This is a genomic window from Methylomicrobium lacus LW14 (assembly GCF_000527095.1).
In the GTDB taxonomy this organism is placed as follows: Bacteria; Pseudomonadota; Gammaproteobacteria; order Methylococcales; family Methylomonadaceae; genus Methylomicrobium; species Methylomicrobium lacus.
In genome coordinates this window covers 1,910,831-1,931,466 of sequence record NZ_AZUN01000001.1, presented here as the reverse complement: position 1 = coordinate 1,931,466, position 20,636 = coordinate 1,910,831, and the positions used below count along the sequence as shown (strand labels likewise).

The 20,636-nt window shown below is 55.6% G+C and carries 14 protein-coding genes; 4 read left to right on the top strand and 10 right to left on the bottom strand.

The window, feature by feature from the left end:
• The 6 genes from METLA_RS0108665 to METLA_RS0108640 form a co-directional block, all read right to left on the bottom strand.
• Nucleotides 1-1,263 carry an MdtA/MuxA family multidrug efflux RND transporter periplasmic adaptor subunit gene (locus METLA_RS0108665; RefSeq protein WP_024298174.1) on the bottom strand — a complete coding sequence of 421 codons (1,263 nt, stop codon included), beginning with the start codon at nucleotides 1,261-1,263 and terminating at the stop codon, nucleotides 1-3.
• A 9-nt stretch (nucleotides 1,264-1,272) separates the two neighbouring features.
• A complete protein-coding gene (locus METLA_RS0108660; protein ID WP_024298173.1) occupies nucleotides 1,273-1,917 on the bottom strand; it encodes a TetR/AcrR family transcriptional regulator in 645 nt (214 codons plus the stop codon).
• A 331-nt stretch (nucleotides 1,918-2,248) separates the two neighbouring features.
• On the bottom strand, nucleotides 2,249-3,724 hold the full coding sequence (locus tag METLA_RS0108655) for an MBL fold metallo-hydrolase (protein ID WP_024298172.1): 1,476 nt from the start codon (nucleotides 3,722-3,724) through the stop codon (nucleotides 2,249-2,251).
• Nucleotides 3,725-4,127: 403 nt separating this feature from the next.
• Nucleotides 4,128-5,144, bottom strand: a complete 1,017-nt coding sequence (locus METLA_RS0108650; RefSeq protein WP_024298171.1) for a tyrosine-type recombinase/integrase — start codon at nucleotides 5,142-5,144, stop codon at nucleotides 4,128-4,130.
• Nucleotides 5,137-6,114: a tyrosine-type recombinase/integrase gene (locus METLA_RS0108645; protein ID WP_024298170.1), complete on the bottom strand. Its 978-nt coding sequence runs from the start codon at nucleotides 6,112-6,114 to the stop codon at nucleotides 5,137-5,139. Before METLA_RS0108645 ends, METLA_RS0108650 begins: the two co-directional genes overlap by 8 nt.
• Nucleotides 6,111-7,352, bottom strand: coding sequence for a site-specific integrase (locus tag METLA_RS0108640; protein ID WP_024298169.1), 1,242 nt, complete (start codon nucleotides 7,350-7,352; stop codon nucleotides 6,111-6,113). The genes METLA_RS0108645 and METLA_RS0108640 overlap by 4 nt, the downstream gene beginning before the upstream one ends.
• 387 nt (nucleotides 7,353-7,739) lie before the next feature.
• On the opposite strand from METLA_RS0108640, the gene METLA_RS0108635 reads away from it, so the two are divergent.
• Together METLA_RS0108635 and METLA_RS0108630 are read left to right on the top strand one after the other, a co-directional pair.
• Nucleotides 7,740-8,669: a DUF2971 domain-containing protein gene (locus tag METLA_RS0108635; protein ID WP_024298168.1), complete on the top strand. Its 930-nt coding sequence runs from the start codon at nucleotides 7,740-7,742 to the stop codon at nucleotides 8,667-8,669.
• 278 nt (nucleotides 8,670-8,947) lie between these two features.
• Complete coding sequence (locus METLA_RS0108630) at nucleotides 8,948-9,667, top strand: hypothetical protein (protein ID WP_024298167.1); 720 nt, start codon at nucleotides 8,948-8,950, stop codon at nucleotides 9,665-9,667.
• A gap of 594 nt (nucleotides 9,668-10,261) precedes the next feature.
• Here the strand turns inward: METLA_RS0108630 and METLA_RS0108625 are convergent.
• From METLA_RS0108625 to METLA_RS0108610, 4 genes are all read right to left on the bottom strand, one after another.
• Nucleotides 10,262-11,305 (bottom strand): IS110 family RNA-guided transposase, encoded by a 1,044-nt coding sequence (locus METLA_RS0108625; protein WP_024298166.1) that lies wholly within the window; start codon nucleotides 11,303-11,305, stop codon nucleotides 10,262-10,264.
• Between the two features lie 405 nt (nucleotides 11,306-11,710).
• On the bottom strand, nucleotides 11,711-12,916 hold the full coding sequence (locus tag METLA_RS0108620; protein WP_024298165.1) for an efflux RND transporter periplasmic adaptor subunit: 1,206 nt from the start codon (nucleotides 12,914-12,916) through the stop codon (nucleotides 11,711-11,713).
• A gap of 175 nt (nucleotides 12,917-13,091) precedes the next feature.
• Complete coding sequence (locus METLA_RS0108615) at nucleotides 13,092-16,262, bottom strand: efflux RND transporter permease subunit (RefSeq protein WP_024298164.1); 3,171 nt, start codon at nucleotides 16,260-16,262, stop codon at nucleotides 13,092-13,094.
• 206 nt (nucleotides 16,263-16,468) lie between these two features.
• The gene (locus METLA_RS0108610) at nucleotides 16,469-17,230 is read right to left on the bottom strand and encodes a superoxide dismutase (protein WP_024298163.1); all 762 of its coding nucleotides are present in this window, start codon (nucleotides 17,228-17,230) and stop codon (nucleotides 16,469-16,471) included.
• Between the two features lie 683 nt (nucleotides 17,231-17,913).
• Here METLA_RS0108610 and METLA_RS0108605 point away from each other — a divergent pair.
• Nucleotides 17,914-18,387: a (2Fe-2S)-binding protein gene (locus tag METLA_RS0108605; protein WP_024298162.1), complete on the top strand. Its 474-nt coding sequence runs from the start codon at nucleotides 17,914-17,916 to the stop codon at nucleotides 18,385-18,387.
• On the top strand, nucleotides 18,384-20,636 hold the full coding sequence (locus tag METLA_RS0108600; RefSeq protein ID WP_024298161.1) for a xanthine dehydrogenase family protein molybdopterin-binding subunit: 2,253 nt from the start codon (nucleotides 18,384-18,386) through the stop codon (nucleotides 20,634-20,636). The genes METLA_RS0108605 and METLA_RS0108600 overlap by 4 nt, the downstream gene beginning before the upstream one ends.

Below are 20,636 nucleotides of genomic sequence, written 5' to 3'. Positions count from 1 at the left end.
TCAGCTACGACGCTCGCGTTTGCCGGGCTGGGCTTGTGGTTTTAGCAGCGTAGCGGCTACCGCCTGGCCGTCCTTTTCGGCGATATCGGCCAGGCCGCCGTCGCGTAAGCGATCGAAGCCTTGCACCACGATGGTTTCATGGGCGGCCAGATTACTCAACACCACGACCTTGTCGGCTTCGCTCGGCCCCAAACTGACGCGGCGTTGCTGCACGCCGGCATCCGGGCCGACCACATAGACGAAAGCGCCTTGGCTATCGTATTGAATCGCGGCGCTGGACACCTGAGTCGCGTCATGCAGGGTATCCAGCAGCATTTTGACGTTGACGAACTGATTGGCGAACAGGGTGCCTTCGCTATTGTCGAATTGCGCCTTCAGCTTCAGGGTGCCGGTGCCAGGGTCGATCTGATTGTCGAGCGCCAGCAATTTGCCGACGGCAAGCCGGGCCTTGCCGGCACGGTCATAGGCTTCGACAGGGATCGGTTGGTTGGAAGACCGACGCTGAATTAGCGATTGCACTTTGTCTTCCGGCAGCGTGAATACCACATTGATAGGCTGTAGCTGCGTAATCACCACCAGACCGTTCACATCGCCGGCCCTGACCAGATTACCCTGATCGATTTGCCGGAGGCCCACTCGCCCGGCGATCGGAGCGGTCAGTCTTGCGTAACTAAGCTGCAACTTGGCATTGTTGACCTGAGCTTTGTCCATTTCGACGCTGCCGCGGTATTGCTTGACCTGGGTTTCCTGGGCCATCACCTGTTGGGCGGCAATCGAGTCCTGAGCCAAGAGCGTCTGGTAGCGCGTGTGATCGAGTTCGGCGTTTTTCAGCAACGCTTCATCGCGCAGCAACTGGCCTTCCGCTTGCTGCAACTGCACCTGAAACGGACGCGGATCGATTTCGGCCAAGAGATCGCCTTGTTTGACCATCTGGCCTTCGCTAAAGACGACGCGCACCAGTTCGCCGTCGACCCGGGGCTTGACCGTGACCGTGCGCAAGGCCGTCACCGTACCCAAACCGTTCAGATACACCGGAAAATCGGCTTGCGTTACGGTCTCGACCGCCACCGCCGGCGCGCCGCCGTCGCCGCCGCGCTTGGGCTTACCTGCACCGCTTTCGGGTGTTGCCGCCTTGCTCTCCGCGCTGTGCCCGGCATAAAAGCCGGCGGCAGTCAGCGCGATCGTCAACAGGGTGGCGGGAAAAATAAAACGTAGCAAACGGCTGCTTGGCGGCGATAACGTTGGCTCAACGAGGGCATTCATAGGCATCGATCAGTTGTGAGTGTGGGTGCGAATGGCTTCGATGCCGGCCAGTGAAAATTGCACGACATGGTCGGCATAGGCCTTGATGTCGCTCAAATCGGCAGGGGGATCAGGTTGGGGGCGAACGTGCTGGATTTGTTTCAAACGCAATAATTGGAAGCACTGGCCCATGATGCTGTCATGGCAATACTGCAAATGACGGTCGTCGGCGGCATGGCCCAGACACTCCCGCAGGAGGCCGAACAGCTGCCTGCGCTGCGGATCGATTTCCTTTTCCAGAATGTCAGCGAGCAAACGCGTCGGGCGGGCCATTTCCTTATGCATGATCGCGAACGAATAGCCGTTGTGATCGGCGACGCGTTCAATCAGCGAATGTATCCGTCCGGCCAGGCGTTGTTCAGGCGCGGCATCGCCGGCGATGCCGCCGTCGGGCGGATGCTGCGTCAATTCGTGGGTGAAGGCGAAACGCCAGGATTCCAGATACAGGGTCTCCTTGTCGCGGAAGTGGTAGTTAACCGAAGCGATGTTGGTTTGAGCCTGTTCGCAGATTTCCGCGATCGTCGCTTCCTGGAAGCCTTTCTCGGCAAAGATGCGGCAGGCGGCGGTCAAGAGTCGGTTGCGCGTGCGCTCCGATTTTTTTTTCAGATCAGTCATGCGGGTTGAATAGAGTAATAGAACTTGAGCCAGTTAATTGAAATTTAAAATTCAAATATGCTTTTGACTAAGCAGGCTTCGTGCCATCTATTAAACTTTTGTTTTTGATTGGTTTTTATTCTAATTGCGTGCGGAAGGCTGCTGTCGGGGCAGCAGCGGCTGTCGGAGAGGTGTTGTCTGGGCAACAGCTTGCGAAAATAAGTGTTTGGAATGTAATGTGGGTTCCCTCGCCGGTCGGGTTTTGCAAACCCGACCGTTACGTTTGATATCCTTTGCCATCGCTCAAGGCACGAAACGTAAGCAACGGGGTTGCAAACCCCGTCGCGCTCTCCTATCTGGAACTGGTTTGCAGGCCGATCGCGGCGCGCAAATTGGCCAGTGTGGCGATGCGCGGACCATGCAGGGCGGCGATCCGTTCGACATCCAGGTTCAAGTTGCGGATGTTGTCGAAGAGATTGACCGAGTACGGATTCGGCGATGGCGGCAAGGGGGCATTTGCCGCGGTCGGGGTATAGGCGTCGGCCTCGATCAGGATTTTTTCCTTAGGCAGATAGACCGCCGCGAAAGCATCGTTATGGCTGTTGCCGGCTAATGCGTGAATCTCGATGGTGCGCTTCCCGTCCGAAAGCACATGCTTGCCGTTAACGCTTTCGAACTGGGCCGGCTTGTTCGATCTCGCCAGGCGATCGGGGTTCAGCGTATGAGGCGCGGCCCACACCGTTTGGTAATAAGCCTGATTCGGTTGTGGCGTCACGATCGTAGCGCCTGCATCCACGAAGGTGCGGAGGCCTCCGGAATGGTCGAAATGGGCATGGGTATTGATCAGGTATTTGATCGGCTTGTTCGGAATCACTTCCTGCAATTTGGCGATCAGCGCCAGCGAGCGTGCCTCGTTCTGCGGCGCTTCGACCAGCACGATGTGGTCTTTCTGGTCGATCGCGACGCTGTGGTGGGTGCCTCCGGTCAGGTAGTACACGCCGTCCGCGAGCTTGTTCACGGCGACCTTGACGGCAGGGGCCTTGGCGGCTTCCTGAGGGATTGCGATAGTGACGGCCGGATTAACCTTGACTTCCGCCACGTCGATGTCCAGCACGGGGTGTCCGCCCTGGCTACGTGTGATGTGGCCCGGAAACTGGATGCCGCCGAAATCCTTGTAATGGCTGTAACGGGTCTCGACCAGGGTATCGCCGAGTACCGGATTGTCTATCCAGGTTTGCACTTTCTCCAGTTGGTGCTGGCCATTGATAAAACCGACATAGCGGTATTTGCCGCCGGAAGTGAACGCGACCTCGGTGCCGCCGTTGACGGCCTGCTGCTGGGCGTGGTTTTGCAGCGCCGCCTTGAAAAAGCCTTGCGGACTGGCCCAGATTTCGGCCGCGCGCTCTTCAACGGCGGCCGGTTGCGCGGCGATGGTCGGCGCCGGATTGGGCGCATTCGCGGCGGGCGGCGTCACATTCCAAGCCGTAGCGCCGCTGATGTATTGATCGACCTTTTGCAGGGTCGGCGCCGGACGCTGGCGGCCGGGTTCGATGATTTGCTTGCGGCTGATCTCTACCTTCGCGCTGGCGGTCTGATAATCGATGTCGGCGCTGTAGTTCTGGACCTCGAACGGCGGCCATGGCAAGCCGGGATTCGGCGCCTGGCCGAATTGGTACCAGCGGCCGGTGCCGGAAAATTCGATCGATTTGATCGCATCTGAACCGGCAGCTGCGCTGGCCAGATCGAGGTGTTGGCTCTGCTGTGTGCCGCAGCCGGCCGCAGCCAGTGCCGCCGCCAGGGCGGCAACCGCGTGTAACGATTTGGACATGGAATCTCCTATGGGGATTTAAGGAAGAAGGAAAAATTGAAAATGAAAACACTTCTATAGCAAGACGCATACCAGAAGGCCATGGTTGCCTAGCAGCCTTATGTGCCGGTCGGGAAGCTGGATGCGCTAAGCCAGTAGCGGCGAACAATTGATGAATTGTCAGCAGAAGCTGTTGAGCGGTTGCTTCTGTAGAGGCAGCAATAGAGGTGATTTACGGAAATGAATTTATCTGTAAAAATATGAATTTGATCTGACAGCTTCCAAAATAAGTCTCGACGGAATCTTACATCGAATGTTCGAGTTCGACCCCTATGTGTAGTGGCAAACTATGTGTATATGCAATTTTACCGTTGAGGTCCACCCTTGAGTGCTGTCACTTGGGGCAAACCTCAACTACACATAATTACAGCGCCTGAAGAAACTGCATCAATGTATCGTCATCAGGATGGTAACGGCAACTTTTTGTTTCCGGTGATTGGAGCCTTGCCAGCGCTTTATTCTTCATCGCCAAGTCGGCCTCTACGTACCGATGGGTAGTGGTCGTGCTCTCATGTCCCAGCCATAGGGCAATCACGTTAAAAGCCACACCCGACTGGAGTAGATGCATGGCCGTGGTATGACGGATGGTGTGTGGCGATATCTTTCGTTTGGAAAGACTGCTCATCGTCTGGGCAGCATGCGCGACTGCAAGATTGAGTCGCTGCGTGACGTTAAATCGCGACATTGACTGGCCATCTCGATTCGGTAACAGTGGTGAATCAACGCTTAACGTTGGGTTGTGCTTTAACCAAGCTCGAATTTCCTGGATCGTGCTTTTCCATAAAGGTGTTGAACGCTGCTTACGGCCCTTGCCGCGCAGATGGACACAAGCCGATTCACCCATGACGATATCACCGACCTTGACGCCAATGATTTCAGAAACGCGAGCACCGGTGTTGTAAAGTAGGGTCAGCAACAGATGGTCACGCTGGGATGTCCAGGTTTCACCGGGTTGGCCCAAGATTGCTAACATCTCCTCGCGGCTCAGAAAACCCAACATGGGGCGTTCGAACCGCTTCATGGGGATACCCAACGCCTGTTCGATGACAAAAAATGACGATACATCGCGTCGGGCGGCGAATTTCAAAAATGCACGTAAGGCGGTCAGCCTCAAGTTCCGGCTACGCACTGCGTTGTGGCGATGCTGCTCTAAATGGTCCAAGAAGGCCAGGATCAAATCCGGCGTTATATCCGCTAAATTCAGCGCCGTCGGCATTTTACCCAGGTGATGGCGGGTGAAATCCAGGAATAGCAACATGGCATCCCGATACGAGGCAATCGTGCGCGGACTCATGGCACGTTGATTGACCAGATATTCGGTAAAAAACTGCTGGACCAAAGCCGAGAAGGAGACTGGATGGGGTGCTGTTGTTTTAGTCATGGCCTGTCTCCGGTAGCTGCGCAAAGGCTTCAAACCGATTGGCCGCCCCGGCCATGAGCTCAGGAATGCCAGTGAGATACCAGTACGTATTGGTGACCATGGCATGCCCGACATAGGTAGATAATGCCAGCATCTGTTGGTCGACATTCGTGCCTTGGGTTTGCCACAGCAGTATACGGCGGACTATAAACGTATGTCGCAAGTCGTGAATGCGCGGGCCATTGTGAGCACCCCGATTAATCCAGCCCAAGTGATTGCGTATAGCGATGAATACGCGATGAACTTGCCTTTGACTGAGCGGTTGTCCTAGCCGTCGGCCACGATCGCCCACAAAAAATCGTGTCTCATCGGACACCTCGATATGACGATTTCGTAGTGATTGGTATTGCCTTAATGCATCCACCGTGCTGGGATGGAGCGGTACATAGCGTGATTTGGCAAATTTGGTTTGCCGTATGGTGAGTATGCCAGCCTTTAGATCGACATTCGAATCCAGTAAATGCAAGGCTTCGGAAATTCGCAGACCCGTGGACGCGAGTAACCCGAACAACGTCTCGTAAGTGGCACCCCTAAGCCCTGGAATAAAGGAATCCAGGTTATGCGCGGCATTCAGCAAGTCGATAATCTCCTGCCCGCTATAAATGTGCGGCGCTAATCGCTGGCCGACTCGGCCAAAGAGACTGTCGTCGGGCACCTCGGTGCGCGGCTCAAATTGTCGCAGGTAACGGCAAAACGAGCGCAGATGCTTCAACCGCCTCGCCCAGGTGGTAGGATCAGCGCTATGTCCCTGGTCTTGTCGTGCCCAATCTGCCATCATCTCGACGGTTAGCGGTTCTTGGGTGTTCAAGGCATCAATATAATGAGCAAAACTGATAATCGAGTAGCCAGGCGAGCGCAAGCCAAAGCCTAGTCGCCGCCGTTCATGCAAGTAATTTTCGGCATGGGTGGCCATCGTGATAGGGGCATTCATGACGCACTCCCAGGCCAAGGCAAAGCGACTGCCGCCAGGTTCTGGCTGTCGAGTTTGGCGTAAACCAGCGTGGTATTAAGTGACCGATGCCGTAAGACATCCGCGACTTCTTTGAGGGAACTACCACTCTCCAGGAGTCTGCTAGCCATGGTATGCCGCAGAAGATGCGACCGCGTATAGGGTAAACCCGCACGCGCATAAGCCTGACGGATCGATTTTCGGATCAGATCAGGGCCGACAGGCTGATCGCGTGGCGCCACGTTACGCACGAACACCGCACGATTGCTGGTGGGTGGTCGTTCATACTTCAGGTAATCGGCAATCGCTTGACCGGTGGCTGCTGGTAAGGGCATGATAGCTTCACGTCGACCCTTGGTGCCACGTAGTGTAATTGTCGCCGCAGACCAATCGATGTCATCCAGTCCAAGGTAAGCGACCTCGCTACTGCGTAAGCCAAGGTCCAATGCGCAATGCACGATGGCCGCCGTTCGGAGCGCCGCCGGGCCATCCTGCGCAAGCGCACCTAATAAGCGTTCAACTTCGTGCTTGGTCAGGGTTTTCGGTAGCGAAGCTTGTTGCCAGTTGGCCGGAAAACTGGTGGCACCTATTAAATGATGGACTGCATCGCCCAGGGTAGCGCGATAGCGAAAATAACTGCGTAATGCCGAAACCGATGCGCCGATACTGGACGCCACACGACATTGCGAGCTTTGGCTGGCTATGAACTGGCGAATCTGGTTTGCTTTGATCGCAGCAATCACGACCTCTCGATCAGCAAACTGCGCTAATAGCAGGCAGCGAACGACAGCAAGATACTGTTTACGTGTTCTGGCAGCGAGTCCACGCACATGGCTCATGTGGTCATCGAATCGTCGAAGCTCCTCGTCTACGGGCGTTTGGCCTATCGATGAATCGGCGATGATGGCGTTGACCCGCAGAACTCTCAGTAAATGGCCCAGTGCCGCATGTAAATCCTTGGCATCAGAGAATGCCGGTTTCTCGCAGCAGCAGTTCGGCAGATGATCATCCAGAAAACGCTGGATTAGCCTTTCGTCGATGGTTTTGACATCAATATGGCTCTCGGTAAGCCAGTGAGCAAAATGGGTCAGTCCGGCAAGGTAATTATTAATGGTATTGAATGCATAGCGGCAGTCGAACAAGCGCAGCATAAAAGCATCAACGAAAGGAGCTAATTGGCTTTCAAGCAGCCAACTGCTGGTATGGTGATTAGAATACATGGCAATCTCCTGAGGTGAATGAGTTTTCACTTCAGGACTTCGGCAAAACTATGTCAAGCTACGGATAAAGCATCTCGGCTCAAACCCAGTCGCGCTCAATCTCTCAGGCAATAAAGATCAACAAGCTACACATAGTTTGCAACTACACATAGGGGTCGCTATGTTAAGCTCAACATAGCGACCCGTTGTTGCCGGTCACTATGCTAAATGGAACGACCGCAATCTAATCCTAACCAGCCGCTAATTTTCAGCGGATCGATTGACATAAGAAAGGGAGAATATTGTAGACGGATAATTTATTTATTGAGAATCAGTTGGTTTCGTGGTAGATATACATCTTACTATTTAATTCTTGTTAGACATCATATACAAATCATCGGAGTTATCTTGAGCAAGAAAATCTACAAATACATTGGGCCAGACGTACTAGAAAAGGCTTTCGCACAGGATGGGATTTGCCAGTTTAAGTGCTCATATCCGCAAGATTTCAACGATCCGTACGAACTTTTCCTAACAATAGACTTCAATCAGAAACCGGAAATACTGGCCTTCTACGCCGAAACGGTAGGTAAGGTGCCACAAAACGCAACAACTTGTTTCTCCAAATCCCCGAGCGTAATTCCGATGTGGGCTCATTATGCTCATAACCACTGCGGTCTAGTGATAGAAGTAGACGAAGAAAAAATTCAAGAGAGGTTCCCTGAAGTTAGATTCGGAGACGTCGATTATCAAGATGAACCACATGATTACATAATTGATCACCTTCACATGGCCTTTGGCACCATGAAGCCTCGCCATACATATTTTCTCTGGCAGGCAGTTATGAGCGGCGCCTACTATACAAAAAGCGCTTGCTGGAGCTACGAACAAGAACGCCGATTAGTTTCACCTTCCGAATACATTGACGATAGCTCTGGCTTGATGCTGTTCTCTATTCCCATTGATTGTATAACGGCAATCATCTTGGGAGCGAAAGCAACAACCGATACTCGTTCAGCAGCACGGCAAATAATTGGCGCCTGTGATTGCAGCGGTTATCAAATGGTAATCGGCAGAAGTAGTGCAAAACCTTATTTCATTGATGAATCTGGATCTACATATATTTTCGACCAAGGTTCAATCAGCGCAGCGCCTCATTCGTGCTCAGTTTGTAAAGAACCAATTGCCGGGATGAAAAAGTGTGGATGGTGTTCTATTGAAGATTTTCATCGAGAAATCGCAGCAGATAGTAACCCTATGCGAGTGATAGGTGGCGCCGGTTTTCTGGATGACTATCTTGCAGGTATGAGGAGAATTGATAGAGGGTTGTCAAGATGATGAATCCTAATAATTATTTCCAGTAGACCTTAGCTTCGCTATGGCGAGTGTAATAGGGGGTGAACGACAATTTTCTGTTTTGCAGCTGCCATTGCGCTTAAATCCTTGAATGCCTCCTATTGGCCGGTTTTTGCCAATCAATTTTGTTTAATTTACGTTATATGAATTAATGGCGTAAGCAGAGTTTTAAGCTTATTCCTGTATATGACAGATCAAATCCGCACTATTTCAACCAGAAAAATGGGGGCTGAGCCCATTTTGAAGATAAGGAAAACAGCATGGATTCCATAGGAATTGAAAATTTAACCACGAGGCTAACCTTTCCTGAGCATCTCGTTAAACAGGTCACTGAACAAATAGTAAATGAACAAATACTTTTTAATTTAAATCATTATTTAATTTTACTTTTACTTATTTTTCTGACATCAGCGTCTACATCCTATCTAACATCTTATTTCCGAAAACGAGGTGAAAACTTTGCCACCAAATCCGATTTTCAGGATCTACTCAACCAAGTCAAAGCTCAAACTAAAATAACGGAAGAAGTTAAAACGGCTGTTAACCATAAAGACTGGGCATCAAAAGAAAGGAAAACCCTTAGCAGAATAAAACTAGAAGAATTGATGAGCTCTATTTACGATATTTATCCATGGCATAATAAAAAAGTGAATGACATTTTCAAGATGGATCAAGATAGTTTAAGTCAGAATCCGCTTTATAAATCGAGAATGATCATAATATTGTATTTTCCAGAGCTTTTATCAGAACTTGATCTCTTTACAAAAAGTGTAGGTGATTTTGAAATGTGGACAACAAGAATACATGAAGAGATTGCCAAGGCAAAAAATAATAATGATCATGAAAAATTATTGCATATTTTAGAATCTGTGAATACCAGATTTTATATAACTGAAATTGTACAAGCTATAAATTCAATCGAATTAAAATCTCATCGAATTATGCAGGATATAATTCGGAGTGAATCCCCTCAAAATTAAATTCGCTTACTATTGGCCTATTAGTCGCGTAGGGTGAGCAGCAGGTCAATTGCATGAACAGTGATTGCTAATATAGATAGCTACAAAAGCCTCTTCTTATGCCATCCATAGTCTTAAGCGAAGATTATTCTACGCAGAATTTGTACAAAATACGGGTTAGTCTTGCAGAAATTTATGTTCTCTCATCCAGCGTATATTAGCAAATTCTGTTCGTGCAATTGCCCTGGGGTGAGCAGCGCTTTTCTACCAACACGATTTTGCTGTGATTGGTGGGCAGGAAAGATAGGATCATATATGGTCCGCCCCGTATTGCAAGAAAAAATTCACATGTGACATAAAGAAATAATGCGCCCATATATCCGGCCTTATGATGAAGTGCTCAATGACTTCCGGCCCTGATGGAATTCGCGCATTCCCACCTCATCAGGTCTACGGCTTCAAATGAGCCCGAGACCCCAGCAGGCTCTTGGAATGCAGGTGTTACCTTTTATGCCATCACTTGAATGTTATCTCCGCAATTCGTTGCTGATGTTTACCCGTTTCACTGTTTGGCTCGACAGGAAGAGCTTCCCCTTTTGAAGAGTGATATGGCCCTCATGCTGCCGCCCGATAATTTTCTTTCTTGGTCAGCAATGCCCAGGCAATGCGGGCATTCTTGTTGGCCACCGCGACATTGGAAATATTTTCGCCGCGTCGACGCTTGATGTCGCTGATCCAGAGATGATGCTTGTCCTCGTGCTTGTGTGCCACCCGCGAAACCGAGCGCCCGCCGTGAATCAGCAACGTCCGCAAATAGGCATCGCCACGCTTACTGATGCCTAATAGCGTCGGCTTGCCGCCGGTGGAATGCTGCCGGGGCACCAACCCTAACCAGGCTGCCAGTTCCCGACCGCTTTTAAAGACGCTAATGTCGCCGATGGCCGCGAGCAGCGCGGTCGCGGTTAGTAGCCCCACGCCCGGAATCGTCATCAACCGTTGGCAGTCTTCATGCTGAGCGCTGATGGCCGCTAATTTCCGTTCAAGCGTCGCAATGCGTTGATCCAAATACCCCATTTCATCATAAAGTTCATTGAGCAATTCCCGGAATAAGGCGGATAAGGCATTCTCCGAATCTTCCAGAAGCGCCGGCAAGGCTTTCCTGACATGATGAATGCCTTTCGGGATCACCAGGCCGTATTCCAATAATAGACCGCGCACCTGATTGGCTTGCGCGGTGCGCCGGGACACCAGCTGGCTACGCACCCGATGTAGGCTTTGAATGTCTTGTTGTTCGATCCCCTTGGTCGGCACAAAACGCATGTTGGGGCGTTGTACCGCCTCGCAAATGGCTTCTGCATCGACCGCGTCATTTTTGTTCGATTTGACGTAGGGCTTGACGAACTGCGGCGCCATCATGCGCACCGTATGGCCGAACGCGCTAAAACGGCGCGCCCAATGGTGGGCTCCGCCACACGCTTCCAGCCCAATCAGACAAGGGGGCAGATTGGCCACGAAAGCGGCCAGTTGCTTGCGACTGAGCGTTTTGTTGATGACGCGCTGCCCGGCAACATCGACACCGTATAAATGGAAGCTTTGTTTAGCCAAATCAATGCCCAATACTTTGACGACATTGTCGGTGTTTGTATGATCGTTTGCCATGGTCTGCCTCGCTTCTGTTGAGAGGGTATAGAAAATACCATCTTGGCCCCATTTCGGCCGCTTGGGAAGTGGGGCGGACCATTCCATTAGGTCTTGCAATCAAGCATTTATAGCTAAGCAGGAAGGCAGGTATCTATTCAATCGCTGTCATTCACGACCGCAACCTAGCGGTCCGCAATTGGCCGATAAGGAATGCTCGCTCCCACGTGGCACTTCACTGCCATTAAGTTAAGGATGATTCCGTTCGCCCTGAGCTTGTCGAAGGGTGAACGGAATCATCCGAAGCCCCGAAGTTAAACCGTTCATGGTTCGACAAGCTCACCACGAACGGCTTAACTTCTTACCATGATTGGCTTAACTTAATGGCAGTGACGTGGCACTTGGGAACCAGAATACTCTAAGTTCTCACGATCTGGACGCCAGCTTCTCGCTCGCCTTGCCCTCGGCCTCCACGACGCTGACCGTCTCGCCCTGGGTCAATAGATCCGAAGGGCTTGCGACCAGCACGTCGTTCGCGGCGATGCCTTCCAGAATCTCGACCTCGCGGCCGAAATCGCGGCCTATTTTTACCTGGCGCAGGTCGATCCGGCCTTGGCCATCGACGATGACCGCGTGCGTGCCGTCCTTGTCCATCACCAGCGCATTGGCCGGCACCAGCAGCGGGCTTGCCTTCTGCGCAATGTCGATCGCGATTTCGACATAGGCGCCCGGCAGCAACTGACTGTCGTGATTCGGCAGGCTGATCTCGGCTTGCCGGGAGCGCGTGACAGGATCCAAGGCGCCGGCGACATGATCGATGCGGGCGCTGATAGCCTGGCCTTGCGTTCCGAGCGGGCGCACCGACGCGGTCTGGCCGGCCTCGATGTCGTCGGCATAGGCCTGCGGCACCCAGACGCTCAGGCGCAGCGGGTCGGTCTGGGTCAGCGCGAACAATTCCTGGGTGCCGGCGCCGATCAGGCTGCCGACGTCGACCGCGCGGCGAGTAATCACGCCATCGAACGGCGCGATCACGCGGCGGTAGTTTTCGATGTTTTCCAGGCGTCTGACATTCGCCGTAGCGGCGGCCAGGTCGGCTTCCGCCTGCAGGAAGGCGGCGCGTTTTTCGTCGACCTCCTGCTTCGGCGCGCCGTCGGTTTCGCTCAGTTGCCGCCAGCGTTCCCATGTCGAGCGCGTCAGCTCCAGGCGGGCCTTGACCTGAGCCTGCGCGGCCCGGCCCTGCGCCAGTTCGTGTTCCAGTTCCGGCACGTCGATCTCGGCCAGCAGATCGCCCTTTTTGACCGTATCGCCGATGTTCTTGTGCCAGGCTTTCAGGTAGCCGTTGGTGCGCGCGAAAACCTGGGTTTCGGTATAGCCCTTCAGGCTAGCCGGCAATACCAGTTTGCGCAAGGCCTCGCCGGGACGCGGATGCACCGCGATCACGCTGCGTTGCAGGCTGTCGGCGGTGTGTAGAGCCAGGCTTTCCGCCGCGCTCTGATTCACCGCGTAGCGAAAGACGCCGGCGCCGAGTAGCAGCAACAGGAGTGCCGATCCGGCTTTGCCGGCGATGTTCAGGGTGCGCCGGGGATTGGCCGTGGGCGGCAGGGCGAATGCGGGCGAAAGTTGACTAGACATATGATATTTCCTGGTGGGTGATTTTGATGGGTTCGCCGGACGGGGCATATTGCCCTGTCCGCAAGGTTTTACCGATGTTTCAAGCTATCGGCATCGTCAAAACGATGGGGACGGAGTTAAAACTCCGTCCCGCTTTCTGTTTACTGCATGCTTCGTGGATGTTGGTGTCATAAGGTTAAATGGGTATGTGTTTCGGATGGACAGATTGCAGCCATTGATGCATCGCGACGAATACGATCGGCACGAACAGCAGCGTAGAGGCGGTCGCAAAGGTCAGGCCGCCGATCACCGCGCGGCCTAAAGGCGCGTTCTGCTCGGCGCCTTCGCCCCATCCGATAGCCATCGGCAGCATGCCGACGATCATCGCAAAGGCGGTCATCAGCACCGGGCGCAGCCGGGTCGCGGCGGCTTCCAGGGCGGCCGTCGTCGGCGGCACTCCGGCGCTCAGCCGGCTGCGGGCGAACGACACCAGCAGGATGCTGTTGGCGGTCACTACCCCCATCGCCATGATACTGCCGGTCAGTGCCGGTATGCTGAGCGTCGTGCCGGTCAGGTACAGGGTCCAGGCGATGCCGGCCAAGGCGGCCGGCAAGGCGCTGACGATGATCAACGGGTCGAGCCAGGACTGGAAGTTCACCACCAGCAACAGATACAGCAGCACGATCGCCACCGCAAGGCCTGAGGCCAGGCCGATGAAGGAGCCGTTCAGCGTTTCGATCTGGCCGCGCACCGTCAATTCGACGCCGCGGGGCAGGGCAGTCCGGCTTTCTTCGATCAGTTTATCGATGTCGTTGCTGATCGAGCCGAGGTCGCGTCCCTCGACGCTGGCGTAGATATTGAAGACATTGTTCGAGTTGTAATGGGTCACCATGGCCGGCAGTTGCGAGCGTTTCAGTTTGACCAGATTGCCGAGCAGTTGCGGCTGGCCGTCGCTGCCGCCGCCGACCGGGGTGCGCAGCAGAGCGTCCAGGCTGTCCAGCGTCAAGGGATTGCCCATCACGCCGATGTTGACGGTGTTGCCGTTGGCCGGATTCAGCCAGTAGGAGGGCGCGGTCTGCATGCTGCCGCTCAGGGTCAATAGCAGGTTTTGCGCCACGTCGCGCGCCGACAGGCCGAGCTGTTGCAGTTGCTGGCGATTCATTTCCAAATCGAGGGCTGGGCGGTTCATGCGCTGGTAAACATGCGCATCGACGATGCCGGGGATTTGGCGCAGCCGGTTCTGAAACATCCGCACCTGCGGTATCACGTCGTCAGGCTTGCCGCCGATGAACTGCACGTCGATCGGCGCCGGCACGCCGAAATTCAAGGTCTGGCTGACCTGGTCGGCCGGCTGGAAAAAGAACTCCAGGGCAGGGAAGCGGCGCGGCAACTCTGCGCGCAGGGCCTTGATGTAGTCGCCGCTCGGCGCATGCCGGCCCGGCGTCAGCGAAATCATGATCTCGGTGTCGGCGGTCTCGACCGTGCCGGAGTTGCCGAACAATGTGTTGCGGGTACTGTACGGGCCGCCGATGATGTCCAGCATGTCGCTGAGTTCCTGGCTCGGAATGCTTTTGCGGATAAAGGCCTCCACCGCGTCGATTTGCTGCGGCATCTCCTCGATCCGGGTGCCCGATGCCGCGCGCACGTGCAGCCTGATCTGGCCGGCATCCACCGCCGGAAACAGGTCCCGTCCCAGCAGCGGCGTGAGGCCCAGCGACAACAGACAGAAGCCCAGGATCGCCGTGCCGTAACGCCGCCGATGGTTCAGCAGGTGGCTGGCCAGCACCACGTAATGGCCGCGGAAGCTTTCGAAACCGTGCTCGAAGGCATGGTGCAGACTCTTGAAAGCGCGCGCCAGCGCATTGCCCGGCGGCGCGTCAAGACGGCCGTGATGGCCGGCCATCACATACATCACCAGGGTGGGCACCAGCGTGCGCGACAAAATATAGGAGGCCAGCATCGCGAACACCACCGCCTCGGCCATCGGCACGAACAGGCTGCGCGCGACGCCGGTCAGGAAGAACATCGGCACGAACACGATGCAGATGCACAGGGTCGAGACGAAGGCCGGCATCGCGATTTCGGCGGCGCCGTCCAGAATCGCTTGCTGCGGATTTTTGCCCAGCAGCATCTGCCGTTCGATGTTCTCGATCTCGACGGTCGCGTCGTCGACCAGGATGCCGACCGCCAGCGCGAGCCCGCCCATCGTCATCAGATTGATCGTTTCGCCGATCAGATACAGCATGATCAGCGAGACCATGATCGCCAGCGGAATCGAGACCGCGATGATGCAGGTGGTGCGCCAGTTGCCGAGAAACAGGAGCAACATCGCCGCGGTCAGGGCGGCCGCGATCAGCGCCTCGTGCAGCACGTTGCCGATCGCCGCCTTCACGAACAGCGATTGGTCGAACATCAGTCGCATGTTGATGCCTTCCGGCATCAGCTCCAGCATTTTCGGAATCGCTTGCCGGACGTGCTCGACCACTTCCAGCGTGGAAACATTGCCGATCTTGAAGACAGAATTGAGTATGCCGCGCTCGCCGTTCTGGCGGGCTATCGTCGTGGTCGGCGCGGGGCCGTCGCGGACGATCGCGACATCGCGGATCAGGGTCGTCGCGCCGTGATCGGTACGCACTGGAAGCTCGCCGAGGCGCGGAATCGCCGCGATCGCGCCGTTCAATGTCACGTCGTATTCGGTCGAGCCGATCTTGATCGTGCCGGTCGGCAGGATCAGGTTTTGTTCGGCCAGCGCATCCGACAGGTCGGTCGGCGTCAGGCCGCGGGCCAGCAGGGCCGGCACGTCTGTATCGACGGTGATCTGCCGGCTCTTCGAGCCGAACGGATTGGTCACCGCGACGCCGCGCTTGGATTGCAGCTCAGTGCGGACGATGTTGTTGGTCAGGTCGTTCACCTCCGTTTCCGGCACCGTGCTGCTGGAGATGCCGAGCTGCACCAGCGGCAGGTCGGAGGCCGAATACTGGATCACCTGCGGCGGCGCGACATTGGTCGGCAGCGAGCGATAGACCGAGTTGCTGCTGGACATCACCTGCGCGATCGCGGTACGGATGTCGGTGTCCGGATGGAAAAACACCTTGATCACCGCCGCGCCGGCGTAAGACAGCGATTCGCTGTGCTCGATGCCGTCGATCAGGCTCATCGAGCGTTCGACCGAGCCGGTCAGTCGGTCGGCGATTTCCTTGGCGGGCATGCCGTTGTATTGCCACAGCATCGCGACGACCGGAATGTCGATCGTCGGAAAAATGTCGGTCGGCATCTTGCGCAAGACATAAGGCGTGGACAAAAGAATCAGCAGGGCCGCCACCACGAAGGTATAGGGGCGGCGGAGGGCGATTTGAACGATCCACATGAAGAGGGCTTGAACGATCCGTTGTGATTGAGCCTGAGTTGGAAAAGCTTGTGCTTTATATACGCAAATTACATACCAAGCTGAGGGTTACGGCTTATTGCCTGCCGTTTGGCCGTTATTTGGCGCAGGGGAGGGCTAATCGAAAGAGCGGTCTTGTTGAAAAATCAGCAGGCGGGATACAGAAGGTGTCCGTAAACCAACAGTATCTACGTTGATTGCCGGGCAAGTGCCAGTAATTTCAAGGCGGTATTCAGGCGGGAGGCGACCGATTCCCAATGGATGTTGCGGAAGAAGGCATCCAGGTAAGCCGGCGCCGCGGCGCCGTAGTCCATTTGGTACGAATGTTCGTACATATCCAGCACCAGAATCGGCATGGTCGCTGCGGGTGCGTGCAGATGATCCCACTGCCAGTAATTTTCGAGCAGACCGGTGTGCAGATTCAGGCCTAGCGTGACCCAGCCGGAGCCGCCGCTGAGCCCGGCGCCGATGCGTCTGAATTCTTTTTCCCAGGTCTCGAAGGAGCCGAAGGCCGAGCCGATCAAATTGCGTAAGGCAGCTTCCGGCTTTGCGGTGCTTCCCAAATTGCTGAAATACAGCTCGTGTAACACTACCGAACCGGTGCGCAGTAAATGTTCTCGTTTCAAATCGTTGTAAACGAAAGCCGGAAGGTCCGCATCTTCACGGAAGGACGCCAGTTTTTTCTTGACCGCATTCAGAGCCTTGACCGAGCCGCCGTAATTGTTTTCCCAATGCGAGCGGATCAGCTTCTCGGATAGGCCGTCCAGTTTGGCAGGGTCGAAGCTCAAGGGTTTGGCTGCATGTTCCGTGCTGAACGCATCCGGCAAGGTCGTAACGAGGGCTGATTTCGTTTCGGAGGCTGCCAGAGCCTGTTCCGGTTCCAGCAGCGCCAATGCCGCTCCTGCTGTGGCGATGCTCAGAAAATCGCGACGGGAATTATTGGTACTCATGGTTTGACTCCTTCAATTGAGAATTCAAGCTAAAAACAGGATACAGGGTTGTCGCGTCTACAAATCTATGCTCGCATGCAATCTCTCAATACATGCAAAAATAACGCCGTTGAGTGATCCAGTCTCTGCACTATTGTGATGGGTTAGCAAGTAGCCTGGATGCGGCATAGCGGAATCCGGGGGCATTCTGGCTTCGATATACCGGATTCCACTGCGTTTCACCCGGGCTATGCTATTGGAAGTAGTGGGTGCGGCCTAGATAAATGGATTCTGTGCTGATGAGATTGTTCAAAAATCAACAGTCGGTGAACAGGCGATGTTTGTAAGTCAACAGCTTGCCGAGATGGACAGCGCTTTTTTGCTCCTCGATTAGCCGAATCAATCGGTTTTACCGGTACCAACGCTATCCGGTACAAATTCTGCATAACTTTCCGAAAGTTCATAAGTCATGTTCGGCAACTAATTCGACTCGGCAATTGCTCCTGCATTGCTCTAACTCCTGCATCCATGCAGTCGTAAAGCGCCGACCGTTGGTCGCGTTGTTCTACATTTCCATCCGAAAACATCATCAACAACCGAATCCAAAAACCATTGGCAGCTCAAACCATCAAAAAGTTGGGCATAAAAAGCATGTCAGACACAAAACGAGCCAGGAATTTTCGCCTCAGGAGAAATATCGCATCATGAGTCAATACACGCTCAACGTAAACAATGTACCGAAAACGGTAGACGTCGCCGACGACACGCCGCTGTTGTGGATCTTGCGGGATCATCTGCATCTGGTCGGCACCAAATTCGGCTGCGGCATCGGCCAGTGCGGGGCCTGCACCGTGCATCTGGACGGGGTGCCGACACGGGCCTGCCAGACGCCGGTTTCGAGCGTCGGGAAAAGCAAAATCACCACGATCGAAGGCTTGTCCAAGAATGGTGACCATCCCTTGCAACAAGCCTGGCAGGAACTCGATGTGCCGCAGTGCGGCTACTGTCAGGCCGGTCAGATCATGACCGCGGTGGCGCTGCTGAAAAAATCGCCGCAGCCGTCCGATCAGGAAATCGATGCGGCGCTGGAAGGCAATCTGTGCCGCTGCGGGACTTATCTCAGGATTCGCGCGGGTATTCACCGCGCCGCCGAAATCGCGGCCGGGAGGAACGCATGAGCTCGAATGCGCCGAAAAATCCATCCCGCCGCGACTTTCTGCGCACTTCCGCATTGGCCGGAGGCGGCCTGGTGCTGGGGTTTTATGTCAATACGGCGGATAGCGCCGCGAAACGGGTCGCCAAGCCTTCCAAGGCACAGGCCTTGGCCGAGTTCAAGCCCAATGCCTTCATCCGTATCGCGCCGAACGGCACGGTCACGCTGGTCAGCAAGCAGCCGGAGATCGGCCAGGGCATCAAGACCTCGCTGCCGATGGTGATCGCCGAGGAACTGGAAGTGGACTGGAAGGACGTGGTGATCGTGCAGGGCGATCTCGACCCGATCTACGGCAGCCAAAGCGCCGGCGGTTCGCGCTCGACGCCGACCAATTACGAAGAATTCCACCGTCTCGGTGCGACCGCGCGCACGATGCTGATCCAGGCCGCCGCGCTGGCCTGGAAGCTTCCTGTCGACCAGTTGCTGGCCAAGGACAGTGCCGTACATCATCCGGCCACAGGACGCAGCCTCGGTTACGGCAAGCTGGCCGCCAAGGCCGCGAGCTTGCCGGTGCCCGCAGCCAGCGAAGTGCGCCTGAAGGACCCGCGCGATTTTAAACTGCTGGGCACGCGTATCGGCGGGGTCGACAATCCCGGCATAGTGACCGGAAAGCCCTTGTTCGGCATCGACGTGAGCCTGCCCGGTTTGCTCTATGCGACCTACGTCAAGTCGCTGGTTTTCGCCGGCAAGGTGGTCAGCGCGAACCTCGACGAAGTCAAGGCCTTGCCCGGCGTGCGCGATGCGTTCGTGATCGAGGGAACCAGTAACCTGAAAGGCCTGCTGCCCGGCGTCGCGATCGTCGCCGATTCGACCTGGGCCGCCTTCAGTGCGCGGAAACACCTGAAGGTCGTCTGGGACGAAGGCAAGACTGCGGCGGAAAGCTGGAAGGGCTTCGCGGCCAAGGCCGATGCCTTGGCGAAACAGCCGGGCAGCGAGGTGCTGCGCAATGACGGCAACGTGGCAACCGCGCTGGAGAAAGCCGCGAAAACGGTCGAGGCGGCCTACAGTTACCCCTTCATCTCGCATGTGAGCATCGAGCCGCAGAACGCCACCGCCTGGTACCAGGACGGCGCCGTCGAAATCTGGGCGCCGACCCAGAACCCCGAGGCCGGGCAAAAGATCGTGACCGAAACGCTCGGCATCCCGAAGGAAAAGATCACCCTGAACATCACCCGCAGCGGCGGCGGTTTCGGCCGCCGGCTGATTCCGGACTATCTGATCGAAGCGGTGGCGATCGCCCAGAAGGTCGCGGCGCCGGTCAAGCTGACCTGGACTCGCGAAGACGACCTGCAACACGACCAGTACCGTGCCGGCGGTTTTCACTTTTTGCGCGGCGGCGTGGACACGAGCGGCAAGCTGATCGCCTGGCATGACCATTTCGTGACCTTTGAGCACATCGTGTTCAAGGACGGCCAGCCGAAGCTCGAAGTGGGCAGCGGCGCCAATCTGTCCGGCGACGAGTTTCCGGGGCGCTGGGTCGAAAACTGCCGGATCGAGCAAACGCCGCTCGAATGCGGCATCCCGATGGGGCCGTGGCGGGCGCCGCGCAGCAATGTGCTGGCCTGGGTGTTCCACAGTTTCATCGACGAGCTGGCGCATGCGGCCGGCCGCGACCCCTTGGCGTTTCGCCTCGAAATCCTCGGCGACAAGGGTTTTCTGGAAGGCACCGGCGAGCAGGGCATTCCCTACGATGTGAACCGGATGAAGCATGTGCTGCAGCATGTGGCCGAAAAAGCCGACTGGGGCAAGAAAACCTATGCGCGCGGCCAGGGGCAGGGCATCGCCTTCCATTTCAGCCATCGCGGCTATATCGCGCAGGTGGCCGAGGTGACCGTGTCGAAGGATGGCAAGCTGAAGGTCGATCGCGTGGTCGTAGCGACCGACATCGGCGCGCAAATCGTGAACCTCAGCGGCGCGGAAAATCAGGTGCAGGGTTCGGTGATTGACGGCCTTGGCGCACTGATGTATCAGGAACTGGATATCGACAAGGGGCGCATCGTGCAGAGCAATTTCGGCGATTACCCGATGATAAGGATCGGCGATGCGCCGACCCAGGTCGATGTGCATTTCCTGAAAACCGATTACCCGGTGACCGGTCTCGGCGAACCGGCGCTGCCGCCGTTGGCGCCGGCCGTCTGCAATGCGATCTTCGCGGCCACCGGAATCCGGGTGCGGCAACTGCCGTTGTCCAGAACCGATTTGAGCTGGAGCTAG